The organism is Photobacterium sp. TLY01, assembly GCF_021432065.1.
Lineage (GTDB): Bacteria > Pseudomonadota > Gammaproteobacteria > Enterobacterales > Vibrionaceae > Photobacterium > Photobacterium halotolerans_A.
The window spans coordinates 1,354,966-1,381,567 of sequence record NZ_CP090364.1 but is presented as its reverse complement, the minus strand read 5'-3'; the positions used below and the strand labels follow the sequence as shown (position 1 = coordinate 1,381,567).

Below are 26,602 nucleotides of genomic sequence, written 5' to 3'. Positions count from 1 at the left end.
ATCCGAATTACAGCAGCATGTTGTCGTGCAGATTGACCATGATCCAGACGGAGCCAGCAATCAGGATCAGGACGATAATCGCAGTAAACACGAAGGACATTGAGTTCCACATGCCTTTCTCAGAGCGGTCCAGGTGCAGGAAATACACCAGATGAACCACCAGCTGAACCACAGCACAGGCCACCAGGATGATGACTGTGGTCGTCGTTGGCAGGCTTTTGGTCGCCGCAAAGTAGAAAGGAATAATGGTCAGGATTAATGACGCAATGAATCCTTTGATGTAATCACCGTAACCGGTTTGATGTGCTTGATTCGCCATTACAATACTCCCAACAGGTAGACAATGGTAAACACGCAGATCCACACGATATCCAGGAAGTGCCAGAACAGGCTCAGACACTGGAAACGGGTTTCCATCGTCTCGTTCAGGCCTTTGGTATTGAGCTGAATCATGCACACCAGCATCCAGATCAGACCGGCAGTCACGTGCAGACCGTGAGTCGCCACCAGGGTAAAGAAGGAAGACAGGAACGCGCTGCGATCCGGACCAAAGCCCTCTTCAATCAGGTGGTGGAACTCATACACTTCCATCGCCACAAAGCCGAAGCCCAGCAGGAAGGTGACGTACATCCAACGCTTCAGACCAGCAACATCTTTACGTTTCATGGCAATCATACCGAAGCCAAAAGTGATACTACTGAACAGCAGCATCATGGTTTCGGTAAACACAAACGGCAGCTCGAAGATATCTTTCCCACTCGGACCGCCTGCCGTATTGCTAAACAATACGGCATAGGTAGCAAACAGCGTTGCGAACAGAATGCAGTCGCTCATCAGGTAAATCCAGAAGCCCAGCAGCTTGGTTTCACCGATGTCGTGATGGTGTTCGTCGTGCGCGTGATGATCGACAGCATTAGTTTGCATATTCGACCTCCATCTCATCTTCGTCGTCGTTATTGGTGACAGGTTTAGTGCTTGCGCCTGCAACACGGGCTTTATGTGCTTCTTCGATCGCTTTCACTTCTTCAACCGTCACATAGTAATCCACGTCTTCGTTGAAGCTGTGCTTGATCCAAGTCCCGATCATGCCGACTACACCGATAGCGACCAGCCACCAGATGTACCAGATCAGACCAAAACCAAATACCAGTGCATACGCAGAAATAATCACACCGGCGCCGGTGTTTTTCGGCATGTGGATGGGCTGATAATCACGCGACTGCTCGGTTTCACCACGTTCTTTCTGATACCAGTGCGCATCCAGTTCATTCCCTTCAGGCAAATGGGCAAAGTTGTAGAACGGCGGTGGTGATGAGGTCGCCCACTCCAGGGTACGGCCATCCCAAGGGTCGCCGGTCACATCACGCAGCGCTTCACGGTCACGGAAGGTCACGTATAACTGCATGATTTGACACAGGATACCGCACAGGATCAGGACTGCACCAAAGGCGGCAATCGCCAGCATTGGGAAGTACTGTGGTTCAATGTGCTGGCTCAGACGACGGGTCATGCCCATGAAGCCCAGGATATAGAGCGGCATAAAGGCCACGAAGAAACCGGTAATCCAGAACCAGAAGGCACGCTTGCCCCATTTCTCATCCAGCATGTAGCCCGTTGCTTTCGGGAACCAGTACGCAAAGCCGGCAAAGCAACCAAATACCACACCACCAATGATCACGTTATGGAAGTGTGCAATCAGGAACAGACTGTTATGCAGAACAAAGTTCGCAGCCGGTACCGCCAGCAGCACCCCTGTCATCCCACCGATGGTAAAGGTGATCATGAAACCGACAGTCCACAGCATCGGTGTCGTGAACTTAATGCGGCCACGGTACATCGTGAACAGCCAGTTGAAGATCTTCACACCGGTTGGTATGGAGATCACCATCGTGGCGATACCAAAGAAGGCGTTCACGTTTGCGCCGGCACCCATGGTAAAGAAGTGGTGCAGCCAGACCACGAAGGCCAGGATGGTGATCACAACCGTCGCCCACACCAGCGAGGTGTAGCCAAACAGTTTCTTGCGCGAGAACGTGGCCACAACTTCTGAGAACACACCGAAGACCGGCAGTACCAGAATGTAAACCTCAGGGTGACCCCAGGCCCAAATCAGGTTGACGTACATCATCATGTCGCCACCCATGTCATTGGTGAAGAAGTGCGTGCCCAGGTAACGATCCAGCGTCAGCAGCGCAATGGTCACGGTCAGGATCGGGAACGAAATAATGATCAGCACGTTGGCACACAGAGAAGCCCAGGTGAAAACTGGCATTTTCATCAACGGCATTGACGGTGTACGCAGGCGCATGATCGTCGTAAAGAAGTTCACGCCCGATAATGTGGTCCCGATACCGGATATCTGCAGTGCCCAGATCCAGTAGTCGACCCCTACTCCGGGACTGTATTCCTTGCCCGACAGTGGCGGATACGCCAGCCAGCCAGTTTGCGCGAATTCACCGACAAACAGCGACAGGTTGATCAGCACCACACCCACCACGAACAACCAGAAGCTCAGGGAGTTCAGGAACGGGAAAGCAACGTCACGCGCACCGATCTGCAACGGAATGACGATGTTCATCAGACCAATGATGAAAGGCATCGCCATGAAGAAAATCATGATTACGCCGTGCGCAGAGAAAATTTGATCGTAGTGATGTGGCGGCAGATAGCCGGTTTCACCCGCGGCAGACAGCACTTGCTGACTACGCATCATGATGGCATCGGCAAAACCGCGCATCATCATGACAAAGGCAATGATGATATACATCACACCAATTTTTTTATGATCGACAGTCGTGAACCACTCTGTCCATAGGTAACGCCACTTACCCAGGTAGGTAATACCGCCTACCAGGGCCGCGCCGCCCAGCATGATGATCGCCATAGTCACCATGAGAATGGGCTCATGGAACGGGATGGCGTCCAGTGTTAATCGTCCAAACATAATATGTCCTAGAATGTTTGCTCAGTGGAATTTGATGGCGTGATTGTGCACATCAACGAGCCTTCGAATTGATTCAGGATGGTTGTGAGCATGGTTGAAGGCACATTGGAGTAATAACTCACCGGTGCATTCTCACTTGGCTCAGCAATGGTCTCGAAGTCCTTCAGCGTGACCAGCTTGTCGTTTGATGCCTGAGCTTTCTTGACCCACTCATCAAAACTTTCCTGATCTGGCATCGCCAGTGCTTTGAACTTCATGCCAGAGAAACCGTGGCCGCTGTAGCTCGCTGAAATACCATCGTAAACACCCGCTTCATCAGCAATCAGATGCACCTTGGTCAGCATACCTGCCATGGCGTAAATCTGGCTGCCCAGCTGTGGAATGAAGAAAGAGTTCATCACACTGTTGGACGTCACACGAAACTCAACCGGTACATCTTTCGGGAATGCCACTTCGTTGATCGTTGCAATGTGCTGATCCGGATAGATAAACAGCCATTTCCAATCCAGTGAAACCACTTCAATCGTCATGGGTTTGACAGAACTTTCGATGGGCTTTCTTGGATCCAGCGCGTGAGTCGACTGCCAGGTAATAGCGCCCAAAATGGCGATGATAATAATTGGCACTGTCCAGACAACCAATTCAATTTTGGTTGAGTGAGCCCACTCAGGCGTGTACGTTTCACCCGTATTCGATTCACGATATTTAAATGAAAAATAGAAGGTCATCAGAATAACGGGAATAACGACAACCAACATCAGTAGCACTGATGTGATTATCAAATCTTTTTCTGCAGCACCAATTTGTCCCTTCGGATCAAGCAGCGCAAATTGACATCCTGAAAGGAAGAGGCTTATAAAAAATACAAACCCACCCGACAAGATGTTCTTATATCTTGAGGTTTTCATGTTCTCTCTCAGCTTTTTGGGCAAAAGTCGTCACCAACAGCGAGTCGCACTTTTTAATGACTACATGAGTTATTATTTTGATCTGAATCATTTTATTTTGCGTAAAATCAAGTTGTTATATGTCCCTGTTCACAGGATTGAATCAGTTTTCCACCTGAAAAAGTGCCAACTGATTCACCAAACAGTTCACACATACTCACTTGATTTCACTCACGGTTACACCTCCTCACATTTTGTTACAACTGAAATATTTTGCCACTTTCGCTGTTAAGTTAACACTCACTAAAAATGAAACTTTAGATCTAGTATTTGGAATCATGGCCAAATTATGACCATAAAGAGAAAAAGCCCGTCATTGACCCTATTTATTATAGGGCTAATGACGGGCTCTGATCTGAACTGTAACTCTATTTAGTCTGACGATTCCGGGAATATTGAAAAGCAGTGAAGGTTATATTGAATCAATAAACAACACACAATTCACGTTAATTAAATTAACAAAATTACAGCAATTATTTCATTGTTTTTGCGAACTAATTCAGCATCGCCGCAATACAACCGCACAATGTCATTAAAAACAAAAACCATTTCAATGTTTTTGCGGTCGCTTTAATCGCAAACTTCACTGCCAGGTGAGTGCCAACAATCGTCCCGGCCGCCAGGATCAGTCCCGGCACCCAGAGCACCAGCCCTTCGTAAATAAACAGGCCGAGGGCTACCACAGTAAACATCAGGGTACAGAGCATCTTTAATGCATTCGCGCGGACCAGGTCATAGCGCAAGGTGCCTGCCAGTGCAGCCAGCAACACAAACCCCACACCCGCCTGAACAAAACCGCCGTAGAAACCTGCCAGTCCTAATCCCCACCAGGAACTGGGCGTCTCTGCCACTTTTCTCGCCAGCGTACCAGGCTCAGGTGCAACCACCGCAGGCTTGACTAAAATGATGAACGCCATGAGCAGCATGGTGCCCAGCAACAAAGGCTTAATCCACTCAGAAGGCGCGTAAGCCGCTGCCACTGCCCCAGCCAAACCGCCAACTATCGTTGGCACCATAATCGGGCCGGTATCACTGAGCTCCAATTTCCCATGGCGTTTGAATCCGAAAACCGCAGTAATTGCCTGCAAGACAACACCGAGACGGTTGGTTGCATTTGCCACTTCTGCTGGCATCCCCATCACCATCAAGGCCGGCAAGGTTAAATTTGAGCCACCGCCAGCCAGGGTATTGATGATGCCGGCAAGAAATCCAGTGCCAATGAGCAAAGAGGCATGGAATAAAGTGATATCCATTTCTGATCCTGAAAGTCATTCCAAAGCATCACTTTATACTCTATTGGCTGCACAGATGTATACACGCCAGGGCACTAATCTATTGATTAAACGATTTATTTCATCAATACAATTAAGTTGATGAATTGATTGTTATCGCAAAATAATGACGAAAATGTTACAGAAAAACACTCTATTTATGTGATACCAGATCAAAATTTTAACAATAAACCTCGGAGTTCCGGTAAAAAACCTATAGTAATTTTACGGCTAAATATAAGCCTGTTACTTATTTTATTGTTTGATTTTTACACTAAGGAACCATCAATGCCAAAGCAACATTCAACGCGCAAGCGTGCTAAGCAAGGCTTTGCTCTCGCCACTCTCAGCGCAGCCTGTTTGCTGAGTTTCCAGACTCAGGCTGCCGCGAACTGCCGCCCCGACGGTTTGTACCAAACCCCGGGTGTCACTGTTCCCTACTGTACCGTGTACGATCAGGACGGCCGCGAAAAAATGGGCGCCGATCATCCGCGCCGTGTTATCGGTTATTTCACCAGTTGGCGCAGCGGCAACGACCCGCAGAGCAGTTATCTGGTCAAGGATATTCCCTGGGACAGCCTGACTCACATTAACTATGCCTTCGTCAGTATCGGTTCAGACGGCAAAGTTAACATCGGCGATGTCAATAATCCTGATAACCCGGCAGTCGGCAAAGAGTGGCCTGGGGTTGAGATTGACCCGACGCTTGGTTTCAAAGGTCATTTCGGTGCACTGGCAACGGCCAAAGCCCAACATGGTGTGAAGACACTAATCTCCATCGGCGGATGGGCGGAAACCGGCGGCCATTTTGATGACAACGGCAACCGTGTCGCTGATGGTGGCTTTTATACCATGACCACCAATGCAGACGGCAGTATCAACCATCAGGGCATCCAGACGTTTGCTGACTCTGCTGTGGCCATGATGCGCCAGTACAAGTTTGACGGTCTCGACATCGACTATGAATACCCCACCAGCATGCAAGGTGCAGGCAACCCGGATGACTTCGCTTACTCTGATGCCATGCGTCCTCATTTAATGAAGTCTTACCATGAACTGATGAAAGTACTGCGTGAAAAACTGGATCAGGCCAGTGCGCAAGACGGGCATCACTATATGCTGACCATTGCCGCACCGTCATCCGGCTATTTGCTGCGCGGTATGGAAACCATGTCGGTCACTAAGTACCTCGACTATGTCAATATCATGAGTTACGACCTGCACGGCGCCTGGAACGACTATGTCGGTCACAACGCATCACTGTTCGACAGCGGCCTGGATGCGGAGCTGGAAGCCGGTAACGTCTACGGCACGGCACAGTACAAAAAAACCGGTTATCTGAACACTGATTGGGCTTATCACTATTTCCGCGGTTCAATGCCGGCGGGCCGAATCAACATTGGTGTGCCTTACTACACCCGTGGCTGGCAAGGTGTCACTGGCGGAACCAACGGCCTCTGGGGTAAAGCCGCGCTGCCGAATCAGAGCGACTGCCCAACCGGGACAGGCGCAGGCACCAGTAATTGCGGTTACGGTGCCATCGGTATCGATAATATGTGGCACGATAAAGACGCCAACGGTAATGAAATGGGCGCAGGCTCTAACCCGATGTGGCATGCCATGAACCTGGCCAACGGTGTTTACGGCAGCTATACCGCAGCCTATGGCTTAGATCCGGTAAACGATCCGCAGGACGCGCTGACCGGCACCTATACCCGCCACTACGACAGTGTCTCTGTTGCTCCATGGCTGTGGAATGCAGACAAGAAAGTCTTCCTGTCGACCGAGGATAAAGAATCAATCAACACCAAGGCAGACTATGTGATCGAGCAGGGAATCGGCGGTATCATGTTCTGGGAACTGGCCGGTGACTACAGCTGTTACAACCTGGATGCCAACGGAAACCGCACCACTGTGGACCCGACCGAAAATGCCTGTAAGACAGGCAACGGTGAATACCACATGGGTGACACCATGACCAAGGCGATCCATAACAAGTTTGCCACTGCGACACCTTATGGTAATACCCTTGCCGAGGGTGCGATACCAACAGAAGCAGTTAATGTTGAAGTCTCTGTCACCGGATTCAAAGTGGGCGATCAAAACTACCCGCTCAATCCAACCATGACATTAACCAACAAAACAGGTCAGGTTCTGCCTGGCGGCACTGAATTCCAGTTCGACATCCCGACATCTACGCCGGATAACATGTCGGATCAATCCGGTGCCAATCTGCAAGTCATCTCTTCCGGTCATACCCGTGGTGACAACATTGGCGGCCTGGACGGCAACTTCCACCGTGTCGCATTCACTCTGCCAAGCTGGAAGCAGTTGGGTAACAATGAAAGCTTTGAGCTGACCCTGAACTACTTCCTGCCTATTTCTGGTCCGGCGAACTACAGCGTCCGTGTCAACAATACTGACTATGCACTGGCATTCGAACAACCAGACTTGCCGATTGCAGATTTGAGTAACGGCGGTGGCGACAATGGCGGCGGTGATGGCAATAACGGTGAGTGTGTGACCACAGGTGTGAATACCTACCCAGACTGGCCACAAACTGACTGGGCAGGAAACCCAAGCCATGCGGCCGGCGGCGACCAGATTATCTACAATGGCGTGGTTTATCAGGCGAAATGGTGGACAAACTCAGTACCGGGCAGCGACGGCAGCTGGGATACCGTCTGTACGGTTCAGTAACAAATCAATCAGTCATTCTTAAGTTGTTAACCAAAGCGGGCAATACAGCCCGCTTTTTTATGCAGCAAAATTGTTCATTTTTTAACCCAAGATATTATTTTCTATCATAAAAATGCGATACCAAGCTCAAAATCCGAACAAACAGCCAAATGAGTGATTATTTGATGTTTCTGCTACCCCCCTATTATTTTTCTTTTCTAAAACAAAATATTAATCGTGTCAGAATTGACAATTTACTAAAAATGTAAAATAAGCTGACATGTTGAGACTAATTTTCGATTAAACAATGTTCATATTCTAATGCGCTGTTTTATATTGATAAAAATATAAGAATTGAGAAATTAAATACTTTGATGATGGAATAATTTTAACTTAACCCTTTCAATACAAGGGCTAAAAAAATTCAAATCCTGTGGTAGAGTCCTATCGTCACTGGCAACAACTAATTAAAAGAGTGTAAACAAGGAAATGAAACAAGCCATCTACCTATTCATTTTGCTGTTTTTTTATTTACCACAGTATGCATCAGCAAGCACAATTAAGGGACCACTTTCACAACAAACTCAGAATCCTGAAATCATTGTTAAATATGTTTATGAACAGGCGGGTTTGCAAGGAAAGCTAGACTTCGAAGTATTTAAAAATGGTTATCATGCTTATTACAATACCAAGGCACGAAAAAAACAGTTACTGACGATTATTGATTACAGTAAGCCATCGACTGAAAAGCGTTTTTTTGTTATCGATCTGAAGCGAAATAAACTGCTCTACCACACTTACGTGACACACGGCGTCAACAGTGGCGGTGTCGTCGCAAAGCACTTCTCGAATATCGTCAATTCCCGTCAAACATCACTGGGTACTTTTCTGACCGATACCACCTACTTCGGCGGCAATGGTTATTCACTGCGTCTGGATGGCCTGACAAAAGGCCTCAATGACAATGCGCGTCGCCGTTATATTGTTGTTCACGGCGCTCCCTATGCGTCTGAAGATTTTATTCGACGCCATGGTTATTTAGGCCGCAGCTGGGGCTGCCCTGCGCTTCCGGCAAACCTTTCCAAGAAGATTATCGACACCATTAAAGGTGGCAGCGTCATCTACGCCCGCGCATAATATAACCTGATTGATTACTTTTATTTCTTGCCCTTATGTTCTCATAAGGGCTTTTTGTTTTGTCAGAGTAATATCAATTTAAACCCTGGCACGCAGAGTTGTTAGGAAGATCGCATTTTACCGGGCGAATAACTGTGAAATGATAAATTATCCAGACACGCAAGACAGACTTGATATACTTTTCGTTCTCTGTGCGTTATCCATTCGATTAATACGCCAATGAATACCTGACAGATAATGTTTAGCCTTCAATATTCTCACTTGCACTTATTTCTATCAAATATAAAAAAATCCCTGCCGGAGCAGGGATTTAAAAACTATCATCAAACATTTAGTTGAATCAGGCCAGCGCTTTCGCCGCTTCGACAAATGGCAGATCCAAGGCCGTTGATACTTCGTGACAAGTAATTTGACCACGGTAAACGTTCAGCCCGTTCAGCAGGTGTTTGTCTTCCTGCAGCGCCGCTTTATAACCTTTGTTTGCCAGTTTCAGAATATATGGCAATGTCACGTTATTCAGTGCAAAGGTAGAAGTACGGGCAACTGCGCCAGGCATGTTGGCAACACAGTAGTGAACAACATCATCAACAATGAAAGTCGGCTCGCTGTGCGTTGTTGCGTGAGAAGTTTCAACACAACCGCCCTGGTCGATGGCCACATCCACAATGGCTGAGCCAGGCTTCATCTTCTTCACCATCTCAGCTGTGACCAGCTTAGGCGCTGCGGCACCTGCCACCAGCACACCACCGATAACCAGATCAGCTTCCAGTACATGCTTTTCAATCGCGTCTTTGGTTGAATACACGCACTGTACCTTGCCATCGAACTGCGCATCCAGTTTACGCAATACATCAATGCTACGATCCAGAACGACAACGTTCGCACGCAGGCCAACCGCCATCTGAGCAGCGTTCGCACCCACGACACCACCACCGATAATCACGACTTTCGCAGGTTCAACACCGGGAACACCCGCCAGCAGCATACCGCTGCCACCGCGAGATTTTTCCAGTGCAAAAGCACCCGCCTGAATTGACATACGACCAGCGACTTCGGACATCGGTGCCAGAAGAGGCAAGCGGCCAAAATCATCCGTCACGGTTTCGTACGCAATACATACCGCTTTACTGTCAACCAGATCTTTTGTCTGTTCTGGGTCCGGTGCCAGGTGCAGGTAAGTAAACAGAATCTGACCTTCGCGCAGCATGGCACGTTCGACTGCCTGAGGTTCTTTCACCTTCACAATCATTTCAGCTTCTGCAAACACATCAGCGGCGGTCGGCAGAATTTTTGCACCGGCGTCAATGTAGTCCTGATCGCTGAAACCAATACCAGCACCCGCTTGCGTTTCAACGTATACAGTGTGGCCATGAGCAACGGCTTCGTTAACAGAAGCAGGCACCATGCCTACGCGGTATTCATGAACTTTAATTTCCTTTGGTACACCAATAATCATTGTCAGTTTCCTTGCGGCTTGTCAGAGGTTGTGAAAACAATAATGGAATACATTTGAAATGTGTCACCGTTTTTTAACCTAAAAGCAACAAATGAATCCAGACACCTAAGGTTTATCAGAATATCATTCTGTTTATGACATCCATCACACCACAAAAGCTCAAGAAAACACCAATAATTAGGCTTTGGGGCTGGTTTCAAGTCCATTTACCAGCCTTTAAGTCTAAATATTAAAGAAAGCAAAGCATTTTTGACCTTACTGACAAAATGCATGAATAAAATAAACGCAGAGATGCTGCCAGTTTCGATTCGGCCATATAAAATGCTGGATTTTACCCGTCACCTTGGTTCTACAGGCGGATTTATCACTATGGATGTGGATTTCAGCGGGGATAAATAAGAACGCCACCCTGAGGTGGCGTGGACAATCAGACGGGAAGGACCCGATCAGTCTTCCATCTCCCAGTCCATATCGGGTAATGCATCCAGATTCTCTGAGTAGCGCTTCAGGTTGAATTCACCGTCATTTTTCACCACATCAAACACTTCAATTGACAAGGCACAGGCAATCATCTCGATGGCTTCTTCCCTTGGCGTTCCTGTCATGACAAGCCGCATCAGTGTTTCTTTTACTTTGATCGGATTGCCTTCGGCCAGTTGATTCTCAACTGTTTCCACCAGCATTTCACCTGTCATGATCTCATCATCTTGCATACTGCCTGCCCTTCTCAATGCTTCATCAGTAAGATTTCTCCCAATCTTACCGTAGCCGGACACAGAACACGAATGCGTCTGCTGCAGTGCGTTATTCTGGCCGTCGGGCCAGTGAGCGGCATTTCCTGTGATAATATTCGCTTCACTATGTGTGGTTTGCAGTGAAGTGATTGTCGATGAATCTGGATACTAAATGGTTGGAAGACTTTATCGTGCTGTGTGAAGTCCGAAACTTCTCCCGTGCGGCCAAAGCCCGCCACATTACTCAGCCCGCGTTCGGACGTCATATTAAATCTCTGGAAGAGGCCGTTGGCGTACAGCTGATTGACAGAAGTACCACACCGGTCAGCCTGACGCAGGCAGGGAAGCAGTTCCATTCACTGGCCCGTAATCTGCTGATGCAGCTCGACCATGGCCTGTCTCAGTTAAGCAGTCAGCCGCGACCCGTTTTTACACCGCTTCGTGTTGCAACGCCGCATTCTCTGGCATCGCCCACTTTAATGAATCTGATGGACTTCGCCAGTCAGGAACTGAGTCTCGAATACAGTGTTGACGTACTCAGGCTGGATTTCGCCATTGAATCATTAACCGAAGGGCGCAGTGATTTCCTGTTTGCCTTTGATGCCCTGGCCTTGCATCAACCGCCATTTCAGAATATTGCCATTGGGGAAGGTCATTTCTATCTGGTCTCCGCGACCGATCATCAGGGCGCCCCGCTCTTTAAACCCGGGCCGGACAAACTGACGCCCTTATTACGCTATTCTCCCGAAAGTTACACGGCACGATTAATCGAAAACGCACTGGGACAACCGGTGAATTTCCCCTGTCATCCGGTGTTTGAATCCTCAATGTGTCAGTTGCATAAAGACATGGCGCTGCGGGGAAAAGGCGTGGCCTGGCTGCCCGATTGCTTAATCGACGAGGAATTAAAAGCGCGGCGACTGATGAAGCTCAACCCTGATGTCTGGCGGATACCCTATAAAATCCGGCTGTACCGCAATCAGGCCCGGCTTCCTGATGTTGCCGAAGCGTTCTGGCAATACCTTAAGCGACAGGCCGAGGCTGGCTGGCAACTCTTACCGGCCGACTGACCGGCTCATGCTGTTTCATACACTGGTGCAGATTCAGCATCAGCATACCGAAAACAGCATTTCACAATGTTCACCCTTCTCTCCAAACTGCTTTACAACTGATGTAGCAGATTGAGTATGGATACGTGACGACCCTGACTTTACCTGAATTTATTCGCCGCCTGCCCAAAGCCGATATTCATTATCACTTGCTGGGCGGGGTACGGCTGAACACCATGCTGGACCTTGCCCGCAAGTACCAGGTTGATCTTCCGGAAGCCGAGGCCAAAAGCTACTACCGCGCTTACCAGACGCCTGGCGGCCCGCGCAAAGGCGGGATTGCCGCTCTGACATTCCTGTATCAGTTGATGCAGGAAACGGCCGATTATGAAAGAGTGCTGTTTGAAGTTGCAGAAGATGCCCACCACAGCGGTGTAAAATACATTGAAACCTTCTGGAACCCGTCCGATGTGGCTTTGCCTTACGCAGAGATCAATGATGCACTGGTGCGCACTATCGATCATTGCCAGCAGGTGTTTGATATCACCATACGTCTGATTCCCTCAATTAATCGCGAAAAATCCCCGGAAGACGCCGTTGCTATGGTAGAGGCCATGATTGCCCACCCGCACCCCTATGTGCTGGGCATCGGAATCGATTACAAAGAACATCAGGCGCCGGTTGAAAACTTCTGGAAGGCATACCGGCTGGCGGCGAGACACGGATACAAGCTGACAGCGCATTGTTCTGAGTTTGGCCTGCACTGGCGCAATGTCGAAACCGGCATTGAGCTCATCGGGGTTGATCGGATTGATCATGGTTACAGCATTATCAATAACCCTGAGCTCATGGCGAAATACGCGGCGCTGGGCATCCCTTTTACCGTGGTGCCGTCCAATACCTACTTCCTGCAGCAATGGCCAAAGCATGACGAATGGCGGGTCAAACACCCGATCCGTGCCATGGCAGAAGCGGGCCTGAACATTATCCCCTGCACTGATGACTGGCACATGCACGATACCCATACCAGCAAATGCTATCAGGTGATGGTTGAGGACTTCGGATTTGATGTCTATAGCCTGAAGACCATGATGCTGAACAGCCTCTACGCAAGCTGGCTGCCCACAGCACAGATTACACAGTGGGCAAAAGAATGGAGCCGCTGCTTTGATGAGTTGTTTGCTCAGCTGGACTATCAGCCAAAACTCAGTACCAAAGAACTCATTTTGTATCGACGTGAACACAACGGAAAAAAATAAATGGAACGCATCAAGGACTTTTTCAAACTGCAAGAAAATGGCACGGATATCAAAACCGAGTTTATCGCCGGATTCACCACCTTCGCCACGATGGCCTATGTGGTGGCTGTCGTGCCCGGTATGCTGAGCAAAGGCGGGATTCCCTTTGCCTCGGCCATGACAGTCACTGTGATCATGACAATTCTCACGACCCTGGCAATGGCGCTTTATACCAACCGGCCGTTTATTCTGGCGCCGGGCCTGGGCAGCGTGGCGATTTTCTCCTTCACACTGCTGGGCGGCGGCGTCCCGTTGCCGGTTGCCTCCGGCATTGTTTTTATCAGCGGTGTGCTGTTTATGCTGGTGTCTTTTCTGGGGATCAGAAATTTCATCGTTCGTATCATACCGCCGAGTATCAAAGTCTCAGTCGGCGTCGGCATCGGGCTGTTTATCGCGCTGCTTGGGCTCAAGCAGGCAGGGATTGTGGTTGCCAATGCCAAGAAAAATGTGCTGATTTTTGGCGATCTGGCATCGACCGACGCCCTGCTGGCCTTTTTCGGGTTTTTCCTGGTGTTGTTTTTCGTAGCCCGCAAAACCCGGGGCGGTATTATTCTGGCGGTGCTGATCACCACGCTGGTGGGCATTCCACTCGGTGTCACCCAGTTGCCAACTCACATGTTTGCCATGCCGGGCGGCGTGGATGATCTGGTGTTTCAACTTGATATCGTCGGTGCCCTGTCACCGCAGTATCTGCCTTTCCTGCTGGCCTTTTTTATCCCGGATTTCTTCTCGACCCTGGGCACCTTACTGGGGGTCGGTGCGCAGGCCGGTTATCTGGATAAAGACGGCAACCTGCCGGGCATTGAGAAAAACTTCCACGTAGACTCTTGTGCGACGACCTTTGGTTCGCTGTTCTCGTGCCCGGTACTGACCACGTATCTGGAAAGCTCTGCGGGCGTAGAAGCCGGCGGCCGTACCGGCCTAACCGCGGTATTCACGGCAGCCTTGTTTGTTCTGACCCTGTTTATTTCACCACTGGTGACTCTGATCCCGACAGCCGCGACCGCACCTGTGTTGATTTATATTGGTTTTGCCATGATGTCTTCGATGCGAAAAGTAAACTACGATGACATCACACAGTATCTGCCGGCATTTGTCTGTGTCGCCATGACCATCTTCAGCTTTAATTCGGGTAACGGGATTGCCGCAGCCATGGTGGTTTATGCATTCCTGAAACTGGCCACAAATCGCTTTAAGGAAGATCACTGGTCTGTGTATCTCATTGCCATCTCAATGATTTACTACTTTTACGTCGTGGCCGGCCACTAAGCAATCCCCACTGGCGTCATTTAGAAGTGATCACAAAATTCGGGCCAGCGTACTTGCTGGCCCGAATTCAATCCACTGACAGGATAAAAAGTTTATACCGCAATATCCAGACTTCCCGCGCTCACGCCGTTGAGACGGAACCAGCCCGCAATACTGAAACGCGGACGATGTGCGGGCAGCACTTCATGAGGAAAGTCTTCAGATAAAAACATCACCAGGCGCCCGCCTTTGGGCACCAGCTTTGTCAGAAAGCTATCATCATCATTGTAGATCACCAGCTCTCCCCCATCCGTTTCCTGCCAGTCTTGATCGTTCAGATACAGAACTGTCGTCAGAATACGGTTGGCTTTACCACGAAAACTATCACGATGTTTTTTATAGAAATCCCCCTGCTCGTACTTGGCAAAATGCGCTTCGTATTCGAACAAGCCCAGATAGAGGTAACGATTCGCCGCCTGGCGGATCACTTCCATCTTATCCAGATAGTGATGAACTGGCTGGCCCATCTCTTCTTTCAGCCAGTGAATCTTATCGCTTCGGATCGACGCCACATGCGTATGGGCATCCTGACGCCCAATGCCTGCTTGTGACCATTCAGAGGGTAAACATTGCAACAATGCAGATATTTCGTTTGCAGAAAGAAAATCGTCCCACACACACCAGCCCTGTGTGTGCAGGCTCTCAAGCATAGTGTCGAGATCCATGCGATGTGTCCGTATTAGCCTAGCGTTGAGGCTTTATAGACACTCACCCTGCACGTCACAAATCATTGATTAAATGATGAGAATGAAAAAAAATTATGGATAAATTTTGCAGATGAAAACCATAAAAAATTCTGCATAACATTTACAGACTGTTTGCCAGAACCCACTGTTCAATTTTTCTGGAAACCAGCGGATGTGTGAGCAACCCCATATGATTCACACTGCCTAACACACACTGGTTGGGTGACGGAAATCCCACGGCCAGTTGCTGTTCACTCCCTTCGCCCAACGCACTCGAAACTGGCACCAAACCATCGCCGATACGGCGGTTTCTTTCATCCTGAGTATCTTTGCTCAAACAGCTGGCAACAGCATAACAAGCTACACCGTCCGGCAGAGGCGGACGCAGCGGGTAAACCGGCGGCGGCTCCCGTTGCCAGTCGGAATGGCAGATCGTGCCCAGACTGAGATCTTTACTGCCGGCACTGCGCAGCCGGGTCAGATTGGCCACGGATTGCAGATAAGGCACCGCCGCAATCCGGGTTTCGGCCCAACTGGCAAGTTTTGCTAAAGGTGCGCCATTATGCGGGGTGCCCAGGGTCACCAGTGTAGATAGCTGATTTATCCAGCTCACCTGATGTTTTGCAGCATAGAAGCATGCACTCCTGCTGACCAGCCCACCCATGCTGTGGGCAATCATCACTATTTCCTGCACCGGACAAGGCCAGGCGGCAATCAGCTGCTCTAGCAATAACGCGAAATCTTCACCATTAGAGGATATGTGACGCCCTGTGTTGTAACGCAGATACACAGGGGTATAGCCAAACTTCACCAAATTCCGCCCATGGTCATGGGGTTTCCGTTGCCATTGGCTGTCATTCATACACCAGCCGTGGATACAAACCACGATCCGAGCCTGCGGCTGCGGCAATTGGCTGGCCAGCGTCAGCGGGTCCAGACTCAGTGGCTGCATACCGCTGCTGAATGCCATTCTCTGGGCGAGCCGGCTTTTGCGCTCTGCAAGCGCATCTCCCATCACACCGTTCATGGTGGCGATCACCAGATCGCTGGGCACCGGCGGCAAACCGGTTTCAACAAAGGCTCCCAAACCTGCCCGCCACTGACTGGCGTTGGCAACAGCACGATCTGACAGATCGCTGAGCAGCAACTGAAGTGTACGATTCATCCGTCGCTTGAATACCATGCTCCCCCCTACCTTAGACTGGGCTTGCCACACCAGGTCAATGTTACCGTCTGTCGGACATCTCGAGGCTGATCTGTCGTAGCCATAGTAAGAGGATAGGATAAGGACCACAAGCCATCCGCGTCACCGGCATGAATGTGAATGACCTCAAGCTCTCGCACAAAATCTCTCCGGACCACTCGCCAAGATAGAGCTTACACTCTAGTCTGCTAGTAACAACCACAAAGGATCACAGCACATGGAAGAGCAACTGAACGCGACCGACTACTTTGATTTTGATCACCCGGCCATCCAAAACTTCAGTCAGCAGGTAACAGGGAATACAGCAGCCGAGAAGGCCATCAGCATTTATTATCTGGTCCGCGATGAAATTGTTTACAATCCTTATACGCTGCAAGACGGCCTGCCCAGCCTGAAAGCCAGCTATTGCTTTCAGAAAAACCAGGCATATTGCATCCCAAAAGCGGCGCTTATGGTCGCACTATGCCGTCTGCATGGTATCCCCGCCCGTCTTGGCCTCGCGGATGTCATCAATCACTTATCAACGCCGGCCTTGGTTGAATGGCTGGGAACAGACTATTTCGCGTTGCATGGCTATGCAGAGATCTGGCTGAATCAGGGTTGGGTGAAAGTCACGCCTGTCTTCGATCGTGCTTTATGCGAGAAGTTTAACGTTGCCCCCCTGGAATTTGACGGTAAACATGACGCTATTCTCCATTCCGCGACAAAAGATGGTCGGCAACATATGGAGTATGTAAAATACCACGGTTGTTTTGATGACATGCCCATTGAATTGATTCAAAAAACAGCCTCTGAGGCTTATCCGAAGTTTGCAGATTTATTCAATCAGAACCGGGTTAGCGCTCACTAGCGCCACCCCGTCAATCAGACACCATCGGGCAGCATTATACACGCTGTTTCATTTTCCCTGATTCATCGAAACTCAAGAACATAAGCGGGCCGGATAAAATATGATTATTTATTTTACTCTGAAAAGTTAATTCGCTTTTTTGCGTTAATTGCATACAATAACGGGGCAGCTGGAGAAGCTTTAGGAGAGAAGTAGTGACCACGCCAGTGAAAAAAAAGTCAACGTTAAAGAAATCACCCACTGTGGGTCCGACACTTACCCAGGATGATATTGTCTACGGACACATTTTTGATGCCATCCTGGAACAGCGCCTGCCACCAAACACCAAGCTGAATGAAGAAGCACTGGGTGAAATTTTCGGTGTCAGCCGAACCATTATCCGCCGTGCCTTGCTTCGCCTGTCTGTCGAGCAGATTGTCAAAATTCGCCCGAACCGTGGTGCCATTGTTGCTGCGCCCAATGTTGAAGAGGCCCGGCAGGTATTGAAAGCACGCGAAGTGTTAGAGCTCGCCATCACAGAGTTGGCCGTTGAACATGCGACCAGCGAACAAATCGCCAAATTGCGTGAACTGGTCAAAGAAGAGCATGCTGCTTTTGATCAAGGCGATGTGGGCCGCGGTATCCGCCTCTCCGGTGAATTCCATATCCAGCTGGCCAGCATGGCCAACAACCCGCCTTTGCTTTCCTTCCAGCGCAGTATTGTGTCGCAAACTTCTCTGATCATTGCACTGTATGAAGTCGGCAACCGAGGTCAATGCTCTTTTGATGAACATAACCAGCTGCTGGACGCCATTGAAGCGGGTGAAACAGAAAAAGCCGTTTCGCTGATGCGTAATCACCTGGGTCACATCAATGCAAAATTAGCCCTGGATGATGAAGCAATCAGCAGTGATCTGCACGCGGTATTTTCTGATGTTGTGTTGAAGCGAAGATAGATTGAAAACAATTTAACACAAAAATAAAAACAACATTGTATACAATAATGCTATGCCCTATACTGTTCTCAGTGGGGCATGCAGCCTACGCGTTCAGTTCGGTATTGTATAAGTTGGTGCTGCACGCTCCCACCCATTCCGCTTCTTAATCTGCTGTGACTCATATCCAACTCTATTCATCTATCCCTGGTGTGCTTGGCTCACTGAGATCATTCATCAAAAAATCGCAAAACATCGTATACCGCCAGCCTGCAGACTGAGCAGTTCAGCCTGGTCCTTTCTGTTAAATCAATCATGGATTTTGTGTTGGTTGGCTGGACTTTCGCCACGCAGAAATGACTGTCAGTGGCTAAATAAAAAAAAGGAATAGTGCCGCTGACACTATTCCCAAAGGGCACACAGTCTCCAAGGACAAAGAAAACTGTGCCTACCGTTGCCTCTTACAACTTACAACATAACTCAAGGAGTTATTCAGTGACCGGATTCCTCCTTCGGAAGAATCAGAATGGCGCGAAAATCATTCACATTCGTTAATGTTGGACCCGTGGTTAACAATGAATCCAATTGTTTAAAGAAAGTGTATCCATCATTGTTATCCAGATAGTCCTGGCTATTGAGTTCCAGAGCCTGCCCCTGGTGATAACTCTGCGGGTTCAGTACCGCACCGGCATTATCTTCGACCCCGTCAATACCATCGGTATCAGCGGCCAGTGCGAAGATCTGCGGATGGCCCTGCAGTTCATGATACAGGCTCAGCAGAAACTCACTGTTACGCCCGCCACGTCCCTCACCCCGCACTGTCACCGTGGTTTCACCACCAGACAGTAAGACGCAAGGCGTTGTGAACGGCTGTTCGCGGTCGGCAATCTGCTTGGCAAGCGCTGCGTGTACTTTAGCGACATCACGAGATTCACCTTCAATGCAATCACTCAGGATATGCGCAGGGATCCCCCACTGACTGGCCTCTTCGGCAGCCGCTTCCAAAGACAGCTGAGGGCTGGCGATCAGCTCGAACCTTGCCCGCTCGAGACAGGCATCACCCGGTTTTACCGTTTCAGATTCAGGGCTGTGTAACCACTCAGTGACTGAGTCAGGTACGCTCACCTGATAGCGGCTCAATATGTCTAAGGCATCTTTGCTGGTCGTCGGATCAGCAACCGTCGGGCCGGAAGCAATCACGGTTGCTTCATCGCCGGGTACGTCCGAAATGGCCAGTGTAATCAACTGTGCCGGTGCGACGGCTTTCGCCAGCCTTCCGCCTTTAATGGCAGACAGGTGCTTGCGTACACAGTTCATTTCATCAATGGCCGCCCCGGATTTCAGCAAGGCTTTATTAATTTGCTGCTTTTGCGAGAAGGTGATGCCGGGAGCAGGCAAACTCAGCAAGGCCGATCCGCCACCAGACAGGAGACAGATTACAAGATCGTTCTCGTTCAGCCCTTCCACCAGATTCAGGATACGTTCGGCCACTTCCCGGCCAGCATCATCCGGCACCGGGTGGGCAGCTTCGATCACTTCGATCTTCTGGCATTCTGCGGTGTGACCATAACGAGTCACGACCAGACCTTCCAATTCACCTTCCCAGACACTTTCCAGTGCTCTGGCCATTGAGGCGGCGGCTTTACCCGCCCCTATGACCACCGCTTTACCTGTTCTGTCTTCAGGTAAATAGTGCTTCAGGGTTTCACCGGGCAGGGCCTGTTTTACTGCACGATTAAACAGTGCAGTCAAAAATGCATGCGTTTCCATTTGCATGTTGCGCTCCACGTCAAGTTAGCTCCCAGTTACGGCAAGCAACAGGGGAAAAAACCCGAAACCGTCACTGTCACTGTCACCCACATTGTATATCGAACTGGTAGGGCCGGCTAAAGCCACCTCTGACAAGCAGCCAGCCCTAATATCCAACCCGCGGTTTCGGGACCACATAACCAAAGGAGACTAAAAATTGTTATGTGACAAGAATGATTCAGGATACAGCTGATTACCAGCTGCATACCTGGGGCGACATCAATGATGCCGCCTTTTCATCAGATTACTGACGGATGCTGTGATTCGCCAGCTCTTCAATCGCACGAATCAGTGCTGAGTGATCCCAGCCTTCGCCGCCCAGTTTCACACAGGCATCAAACAGATTCTGAGCCGACTGGGTGTTTGGCAGAGACATACCCAGCGCTTCAGCGCCTGACAGCGCCAGATTCAGATCTTTCTGGTGCAGCTGGATACGGAAACCTGGGTCAAAGGTGCCTTTCACCATACGCTCACCGTGCACTTCCAGTACTTTAGAGTTGGCAAAGCCACCCATCAGCGCTTCACGAACACGGGCTGGATCGGCACCGGCTTTCGAGGCAAATACCAGAGCTTCAGCAACCGCTTCAATGTTCAGCGCAACGATGATTTGGTTCGCCACTTTACAGATCTGGCCTGCACCGTTATCACCGACCAGGTTGATGTTCTTGCCCATGACTTCAAACAGTGGCAGTGCTTTGGCGTAGGCTTCTTCGCTACCGCCCACCATGATGGTCAGAGCTGCATTAATCGCACCCACTTCACCACCAGAGACAGGCGCATCCAGGTATTCCGCACCGGTTTCTTTCACGCGAGCTGCAATTGTTTTGGTCTCGATTGGCGAGATTGAACTCATATCAATCACGGTTTGACCCGGCTTCAGGACTTCGGCCACACCATTTTCACTGAACAGGACATCTTCCACCTGAGGGGTATTTGGCACCATCAGGATGATGTATTCAGCCAGTTCCGCCGCGGCTTTTGCCGAGTGGACAACCTGAGCGCCGTTGGCAACCAAATCTGCCGGCGCTGGATTGTAATGGTCAGAAAAGACCAGTTGGTGTCCAGCTTTCTGCAGGTTCTCGGCCATAGGTTTACCCATGATGCCTGTACCGATAAATGCGATAGTCGTCATTATCCTCTCCTTAGATTTGATTAAATTCTTTCAGCCAGCCAAGGCCTTCTGCGGTCGTTGTCTGCGGTTTGTACTCACAGCCCACCCAGCCTTCGTAGCCAATTTCATCCAGATGCCTGAACATAAAGTGATAGTTAATTTCGCCTGTACCCGGCTCGTGACGACCTGGGTTGTCAGCCAGCTGCACGTGACGAATTTGGCCCAGTTCACGACTCAACGTGGTTGCCAGATCACCTTCCATGATTTGCATGTGGTAGATGTCGTATTGCAGCTCCAGATTGTCACTGCCAACTTTCTCAATAATATCCAGACCTTGTTTGGTGGTATTGAGGAAGAAACCTGGAATATCACGGGTGTTGATCGCTTCGATAATCAGGTGAATCCCTGCTTTTTTCAGCTCAGCCGCAGCAAAGCGCAAGTTATCAACAAAGGTGGCTTCCGCCTGACCCGGGGTCACACCGGCAGGGACTATCCCTGCCAGACAGTTCACCTGAGTACAGTTCAGTGCTTTGGCATAGCGAATGGCTTCCGGTACGCCGGCGCGAAACTCTTCAACCCGCTTAGGGTCGACCGCGATACCGCGGTCGCCTGCTTCCCAATCGCCCGCAGGCAGATTGAACAGCACCTGAGTCAGACCAAACTGATTCAGCTTTGCCTGAATCGCTTCTGCTTCAAAGGCATAAGGGAACAGATATTCCACGCCACGGAAGCCCGCCTGCGCGGCGGCTTCAAAACGATCCATGAAAGGTACTTCCGTAAAGAGCATGGATAGGTTTGCTGCTAATTTCGGCATGTCACATTCCTTTTGCTATTCGTGGCATCTTATTGATTGAAGGTGATGGCCGTTGGCGCATCTGCCTGATCTTCGGTCAGGGCTTCAAACTCGTTGATGCCGTCAATTTCAACACCCATCGCGATGTTCGTGACGCGCTCCAGAATCACTTCAACCACAACTGGAACTTTGTGCTTGTTCATCAGAACCTGCGCTTCACGTAATGCATCGGCGATCTTCTCAGGATCGGTCACGCGAATGGCTTTACAGCCCAGACCTTCAACCACAGCAACGTGGTCAACACCATAACCGTTCAGCTCCGGCGCGTTCTGGTTCTCGAACGCCAGCTGGACACAGTAATCGATGTCGAACTGACGCTGTGCCTGACGGATCAGACCCAGGTAAGAGTTATTCACCAGTACGTGGATATAGGGCAGGTTAAACTGCGCACCGGCTGCCAGCTCTTCGATCATGAACTGGAAGTCATAGTCACCGGACAATGCCACAACCGGACGTTGCGGATCAGCAGCGCGTACACCCAGAGCAGCAGGGATTGTCCAGCCCAGAGGACCAGCCTGACCACAGTTAATCCAGTGGTTTGGCTTGTACACATGCAGGAACTGAGCGGCAGCAATCTGAGACAGACCAATGGTGCTCACGTAACAGGTCTCTTCGCCAAACACCTTGTTCATTTCTTCGTAAACACGCATAGGTTTGACTGGCGTTTCAGTGTAGTGCGTCTTACGCAGCATGGTGGCTTTACGCTGCTGACATTCAGAAACCCAGGCGCTGCGGTCGGCCAGTTTGCCAGCGGCTTTCATATCGCGGGCAACTTCAACAATCAGTTCCAGTGCGGCTTTTGCATCCGATACGATACCCAGATCAGGGCAGAATACGCGACCAATCTGAGTCGGCTCGATATCAATGTGAACAAACTTGCGGCCTTTAGTGTACACATCCACTGAACCTGTGTGACGGTTTGCCCAGCGGTTACCCACACCAAACACAAAGTCAGAAGCCAGCATGTTAGCGTTACCGTAACGGTGTGCTGTCTGCAGACCCACCATACCCACCATTAATTCGTGGTTGTCCGGAATAGAACCCCAGCCCATCAATGTTGGAATCACAGGCACACCGGTGATCTCAGCGAACTGCTGCAGCAAGTCGGACGCGCCGGCATTAATCACACCGCCACCGGCAACAATCAGTGGTTTTTCTGATTGGTTCAGCATGGTTAATGCTTTTTCAATCTGAGCACGGCTGGCTGTTGGCTTGTAAGCTTCCAGCGGTTCATAGCTGTCGATATCGAATTCAATCTCAGCCAGCTGAACGTCAATCGGCAGGTCAATCAATACCGGCCCCGGACGGCCTGAGCGCATCAGATGGAAAGCCTGCTGGAATGCGCGCGGCACTTGCGCTGGCTCCAGTACTGTAGTTGCCCATTTCGCGACGGGTTTCGCGATACTCTCGATATCAACCGCCTGGAAATCTTCCTTGTGCAGACGGGCACGTGGTGCCTGGCCTGTGATACACAGAATTGGAATAGAATCAGCCGCTGCTGAATACAATCCTGTGATCATATCTGTACCCGCTGGACCTGAAGTACCGATACAAACACCGATATTACCGGGATTGGTACGCGTGTAACCTTCAGCCATGTGAGAAGCACCTTCCACGTGGCGGGCCAGAATATGATCAATGCCACCCAGTTTTTTCAGTGCAGCATACATGGGGTTAATCGCTGCACCGGGTACACCAAATGCCTGAATAACGCCTTCTTTTTTCAAAACTTCAACGGCGGCTTCAATTGCCTTCATCTTCGCCATACTGCCTCCTGCATAATTGTATACAATGTTGTGTATGATTGTATTCTAGACACACATAAATGATCTTAGCAAGGGGGCTGTTACGATTTAAAACAAACTTAATCTGTAGAAAGACCACTATTTACTTAAATAACAATTACTTGAATCAAAAAATAGCGACACATAAAAACAACATCAGATTTACATAGTGATAAAAACCACTTTACCTGATACGCCCATATAGGTTATAGATAATAGGAAAATTATAAAATGTATACAAAACGATAGACCGTTTGTTCTAAGGAGACGCAATTGGATACCCAACAACATCAAGAGGCACAAGCCGATTCCCTACAGCTCGCCGTTGGTTCACTGTCACCCGACTATCAGGCTATCCTGAACGACGATGCCATGGCGTTTCTGACGGCACTTGTCAGTCAGTTTTCAGGCCGTCTGGACGATCTGCTTGCCCGCCGTGAAACACGTCAGCGTGAATTCGACAATGGCAAACTGCCGGGTTTCAGAGCTGACACAGCCGATATCAGAAATGATAAAAGCTGGCGCATTGCTGATATCCCTGCGCCGCTTCAGGATCGCCGGGTGGAAATTACGGGGCCGGTTGATCGCAAGATGGTGATCAATGCGCTGAACTCAGGCGCGAAAGTCTTTATGTGTTGTTTCGAGGATGCCACTGCGCCGAGCTGGGACAACATGGTACAAGGCCAGATCAACCTGCGTGATGCCAACCTGGGCGAGATGCGCTATTTCGACGACAAGCGTCAGAAGGAATATGTCCTGAATGATGATCCGGCCCTGCTGATTGCGCGCCCGCGCGGTCTGCACCTGCCAGAGCAGCACATTCAGTATCAGGGGAAATCTATTCCAGGCTGCCTGATGGACTTCGGCCTGTATTTCTTCCACAACTACCAGACACGCGCTGCCAAAGGCTTAGGTGTTTACTATTACCTGCCCAAGCTGGAATCAATGGAAGAAGGCCAGTGGTGGGCCGATGTGTTCCGTTTCACCGAGAACTACTTCGGTGCGCAAACCGGCACCATTAAAGCGACCGTGCTGATTGAAACCCTGCCCGCCGTTTTTGAAATGGATGAAATCCTGTACGCCATGCGCGATTACATTGTTGCCATGAACTGCGGTCGCTGGGATTACATCTTCAGCTATATCAAAACCCTGAAACAACACAAAGACCGCATTCTGCCTGACCGTCACGATGTGACCATGGCGCAGCCTTTCCTGACAGCCTACAGCCAGTTGCTGATTGCAACCTGCCACCAGCGTGGCGCGCTGGCAATGGGTGGTATGTCGGCCTTTATTCCAAGCAAAGATCCTGAAGAAATGAAGCAGGTTCTGGAAAAAGTCATCGAAGACAAAGAGCGCGAGTCCAGCAATGGTCACGATGGTACCTGGGTTGCCCACCCTGGTCTGGTTGATACCGCAATGACGGTGTTTAACCAGCGCCTGGGCGGTAAACCAAACCAGCTCGATTACCTGCCATCGGCTGCCAACGATATCACAGCCGCCGATCTGCTGGCGCCTTGTGAAGGCCACCGTAATGAAGCCGGTGTGCGTAAGAATGTGCGTATCGCCCTGCTGTATATCGAAGCCTGGATCCGCGGGCTTGGCTGCGTGCCAATCCATGGTCTGATGGAAGATGCGGCAACCGCTGAAATCTCACGTGCCAATATCTGGCAGTGGATTCATCACGGCGTCACGCTGGACGATGGCCAGTTGTTCACCACTGAACTGTTCCGCCAATGGCTGCAGCAGGAAGTGGACAGCCTCAAACTTGAACAAACGGACAACAGCCAGAGTCGTCGTTTTGACGATGCGGCCAAACTGTTTGATGAGCTGTCAACTTCAGACGAATTTGCACCATTCCTGACATTACCTAGCTACCCGCTGTTGGTTGGCTGATTGTCTGCTCAGGGGGATTTCCCGGGGCGGTAGAGACGTTTACTCCCGGTCATGATACGCATGACACTTTCGGAGTAAAGCCGCTCACCGAGCATGGATTGGTGGCACATAAACAATATACCCGGCAGTCGGCTAACCGGCTGCCGTTCAAAAAGTTAGTCAATTAATTCTTGATCGGAGGGATCACTATGAGCTTAACACTGGACGAAGCACTGGTAATTACCAAGGGCGCATTCAGCACTGCCCTGACCAAAGGTGCTGCACCGCTTACTGTGGCTGTTCTCGACAGCGGCGGTAAACTTATTTCTCTGCAACGTCAGGACGGCTCCAGTATGCTCCGTCCTGAAATTGCCATCGCCAAAGCCTGGGGTGCCCTGGCATTGGGTTGTTCTTCCCGTAAACTTGCCCTTGATGCTCAACAGCGTCCGGCGTTTATGTCGGCGGTCAATGTGCTGGCCGAAGGCAACCTGCTGCCGGTACCGGGTGGCGTTCTGATCCGCGGCAGCAATAACTGCCTGCTGGGTGCCGTTGGTATCAGCGGTGATTTATCCGAACTGGATGAGCTGTGTGCCATCGCGGGGATCAAAGCAGCAAATCTGGTACCGGACGAAGTGGAAGTCGTGGAGTAACCACAGAGACCCCGTTCGCTATGCAAAGGGCCATCATTGATGGCCC

22 protein-coding genes and 1 pseudogene are annotated in these 26,602 nt (G+C 50.1%); 10 read left to right on the top strand and 13 right to left on the bottom strand.

What is annotated here, in order from left to right; translation table 11 throughout:
* Positions 1 to 7 precede the first annotated feature (7 nt).
* The 5 genes from cyoD to LN341_RS06745 all read right to left on the bottom strand — a co-directional run bounded on the left by cyoD (position 8) and on the right by LN341_RS06745 (position 5,144).
* A complete protein-coding gene (gene cyoD / locus LN341_RS06765) occupies positions 8 to 319 on the bottom strand; it encodes a cytochrome o ubiquinol oxidase subunit IV (protein WP_234204492.1) in 312 nt (103 codons plus the stop codon).
* The gene (cyoC, locus tag LN341_RS06760) at positions 319 to 924 is read right to left on the bottom strand and encodes a cytochrome o ubiquinol oxidase subunit III (RefSeq protein WP_046219180.1); all 606 of its coding nucleotides are present in this window, start codon (positions 922 to 924) and stop codon (positions 319 to 321) included. The genes cyoD and cyoC overlap by 1 nt, the downstream gene beginning before the upstream one ends.
* Positions 914 to 2,944 carry a cytochrome o ubiquinol oxidase subunit I gene (gene cyoB / locus LN341_RS06755; protein WP_046219181.1) on the bottom strand — a complete coding sequence of 677 codons (2,031 nt, stop codon included), beginning with the start codon at positions 2,942 to 2,944 and terminating at the stop codon, positions 914 to 916. Before cyoB ends, cyoC begins: the two co-directional genes overlap by 11 nt.
* 8 nt (positions 2,945 to 2,952) lie before the next feature.
* Entirely contained in the window at positions 2,953 to 3,852 is a 900-nt protein-coding gene (gene cyoA, locus LN341_RS06750) for a ubiquinol oxidase subunit II (protein WP_046219182.1), read from the bottom strand.
* A gap of 533 nt (positions 3,853 to 4,385) precedes the next feature.
* Positions 4,386 to 5,144, bottom strand: a complete 759-nt coding sequence (locus tag LN341_RS06745; protein ID WP_046219183.1) for a sulfite exporter TauE/SafE family protein — start codon at positions 5,142 to 5,144, stop codon at positions 4,386 to 4,388.
* A 405-nt stretch (positions 5,145 to 5,549) separates the two neighbouring features.
* Here LN341_RS06745 and LN341_RS06740 point away from each other — a divergent pair.
* Together LN341_RS06740 and LN341_RS06735 are read left to right on the top strand one after the other, a co-directional pair.
* A pseudogene (locus LN341_RS06740) lies at positions 5,550 to 7,862 on the top strand (glycosyl hydrolase family 18 protein); the annotation flags it as partial.
* 468 nt (positions 7,863 to 8,330) lie between these two features.
* Complete coding sequence (locus LN341_RS06735) at positions 8,331 to 8,978, top strand: murein L,D-transpeptidase catalytic domain family protein (protein ID WP_082095656.1); 648 nt, start codon at positions 8,331 to 8,333, stop codon at positions 8,976 to 8,978.
* Between the two features lie 340 nt (positions 8,979 to 9,318).
* On the opposite strand, the gene ald is transcribed toward LN341_RS06735, so the two are convergent.
* Entirely contained in the window at positions 9,319 to 10,434 is a 1,116-nt protein-coding gene (gene ald / locus LN341_RS06730; RefSeq protein WP_046219185.1) for an alanine dehydrogenase, read from the bottom strand.
* Between the two features lie 270 nt (positions 10,435 to 10,704).
* Between ald and LN341_RS21770 the strand changes: the two genes are divergently transcribed.
* Complete coding sequence (locus LN341_RS21770) at positions 10,705 to 10,833, top strand: hypothetical protein (protein WP_255783081.1); 129 nt, start codon at positions 10,705 to 10,707, stop codon at positions 10,831 to 10,833.
* Between the two features lie 47 nt (positions 10,834 to 10,880).
* Here LN341_RS21770 and LN341_RS06725 read toward each other — a convergent pair whose 3' ends face one another.
* Positions 10,881 to 11,147, bottom strand: coding sequence for a hypothetical protein (locus LN341_RS06725; protein WP_046219187.1), 267 nt, complete (start codon positions 11,145 to 11,147; stop codon positions 10,881 to 10,883).
* Between the two features lie 176 nt (positions 11,148 to 11,323).
* Between LN341_RS06725 and LN341_RS06720 the strand changes: the two genes are divergently transcribed.
* The 3 genes from LN341_RS06720 (at position 11,324) to LN341_RS06710 (ending at position 14,784) form a co-directional block, all read left to right on the top strand.
* Positions 11,324 to 12,238 carry a LysR substrate-binding domain-containing protein gene (locus tag LN341_RS06720; RefSeq protein ID WP_234204491.1) on the top strand — a complete coding sequence of 305 codons (915 nt, stop codon included), beginning with the start codon at positions 11,324 to 11,326 and terminating at the stop codon, positions 12,236 to 12,238.
* A gap of 125 nt (positions 12,239 to 12,363) precedes the next feature.
* Complete coding sequence (locus LN341_RS06715; RefSeq protein WP_234204490.1) at positions 12,364 to 13,476, top strand: adenosine deaminase; 1,113 nt, start codon at positions 12,364 to 12,366, stop codon at positions 13,474 to 13,476.
* A complete protein-coding gene (locus LN341_RS06710; RefSeq protein WP_234204489.1) occupies positions 13,477 to 14,784 on the top strand; it encodes an NCS2 family permease in 1,308 nt (435 codons plus the stop codon).
* Between the two features lie 92 nt (positions 14,785 to 14,876).
* On the opposite strand, the gene LN341_RS06705 is transcribed toward LN341_RS06710, so the two are convergent.
* Positions 14,877 to 15,488: a 2OG-Fe(II) oxygenase gene (locus tag LN341_RS06705; protein ID WP_046219190.1), complete on the bottom strand. Its 612-nt coding sequence runs from the start codon at positions 15,486 to 15,488 to the stop codon at positions 14,877 to 14,879.
* A gap of 142 nt (positions 15,489 to 15,630) precedes the next feature.
* Positions 15,631 to 16,692, bottom strand: a complete 1,062-nt coding sequence (locus tag LN341_RS06700) for a triacylglycerol lipase (protein WP_046219191.1) — start codon at positions 16,690 to 16,692, stop codon at positions 15,631 to 15,633.
* Between the two features lie 238 nt (positions 16,693 to 16,930).
* Between LN341_RS06700 and LN341_RS06695 the strand changes: the two genes are divergently transcribed.
* Complete coding sequence (locus LN341_RS06695; protein ID WP_046219192.1) at positions 16,931 to 17,563, top strand: transglutaminase family protein; 633 nt, start codon at positions 16,931 to 16,933, stop codon at positions 17,561 to 17,563.
* 194 nt (positions 17,564 to 17,757) lie between these two features.
* On the top strand, positions 17,758 to 18,498 hold the full coding sequence (locus LN341_RS06690; RefSeq protein WP_082095657.1) for a GntR family transcriptional regulator: 741 nt from the start codon (positions 17,758 to 17,760) through the stop codon (positions 18,496 to 18,498).
* A gap of 471 nt (positions 18,499 to 18,969) precedes the next feature.
* On the opposite strand, the gene LN341_RS06685 is transcribed toward LN341_RS06690, so the two are convergent.
* The 4 genes from LN341_RS06685 to gcl all read right to left on the bottom strand — a co-directional run bounded on the left by LN341_RS06685 (position 18,970) and on the right by gcl (position 24,016).
* Entirely contained in the window at positions 18,970 to 20,253 is a 1,284-nt protein-coding gene (locus tag LN341_RS06685) for a glycerate kinase (protein WP_234204488.1), read from the bottom strand.
* Between the two features lie 277 nt (positions 20,254 to 20,530).
* Positions 20,531 to 21,418, bottom strand: a complete 888-nt coding sequence (locus LN341_RS06680; RefSeq protein WP_046219194.1) for a 2-hydroxy-3-oxopropionate reductase — start codon at positions 21,416 to 21,418, stop codon at positions 20,531 to 20,533.
* Positions 21,419 to 21,428: 10 nt separating this feature from the next.
* Positions 21,429 to 22,211 (bottom strand): hydroxypyruvate isomerase, encoded by a 783-nt coding sequence (gene hyi / locus LN341_RS06675; RefSeq protein ID WP_046219195.1) that lies wholly within the window; start codon positions 22,209 to 22,211, stop codon positions 21,429 to 21,431.
* 29 nt (positions 22,212 to 22,240) lie between these two features.
* Positions 22,241 to 24,016 carry a glyoxylate carboligase gene (gene gcl, locus LN341_RS06670; RefSeq protein WP_046219196.1) on the bottom strand — a complete coding sequence of 592 codons (1,776 nt, stop codon included), beginning with the start codon at positions 24,014 to 24,016 and terminating at the stop codon, positions 22,241 to 22,243.
* A gap of 390 nt (positions 24,017 to 24,406) precedes the next feature.
* On the opposite strand from gcl, the gene aceB reads away from it, so the two are divergent.
* Both aceB and LN341_RS06660 read left to right on the top strand, forming a co-directional pair.
* The gene (gene aceB / locus LN341_RS06665) at positions 24,407 to 25,927 is read left to right on the top strand and encodes a malate synthase A (RefSeq protein ID WP_234204944.1); all 1,521 of its coding nucleotides are present in this window, start codon (positions 24,407 to 24,409) and stop codon (positions 25,925 to 25,927) included.
* A gap of 188 nt (positions 25,928 to 26,115) precedes the next feature.
* Positions 26,116 to 26,556, top strand: coding sequence for a heme-binding protein (locus LN341_RS06660; protein WP_046219198.1), 441 nt, complete (start codon positions 26,116 to 26,118; stop codon positions 26,554 to 26,556).
* Positions 26,557 to 26,602: the final 46 nt, after the last annotated feature.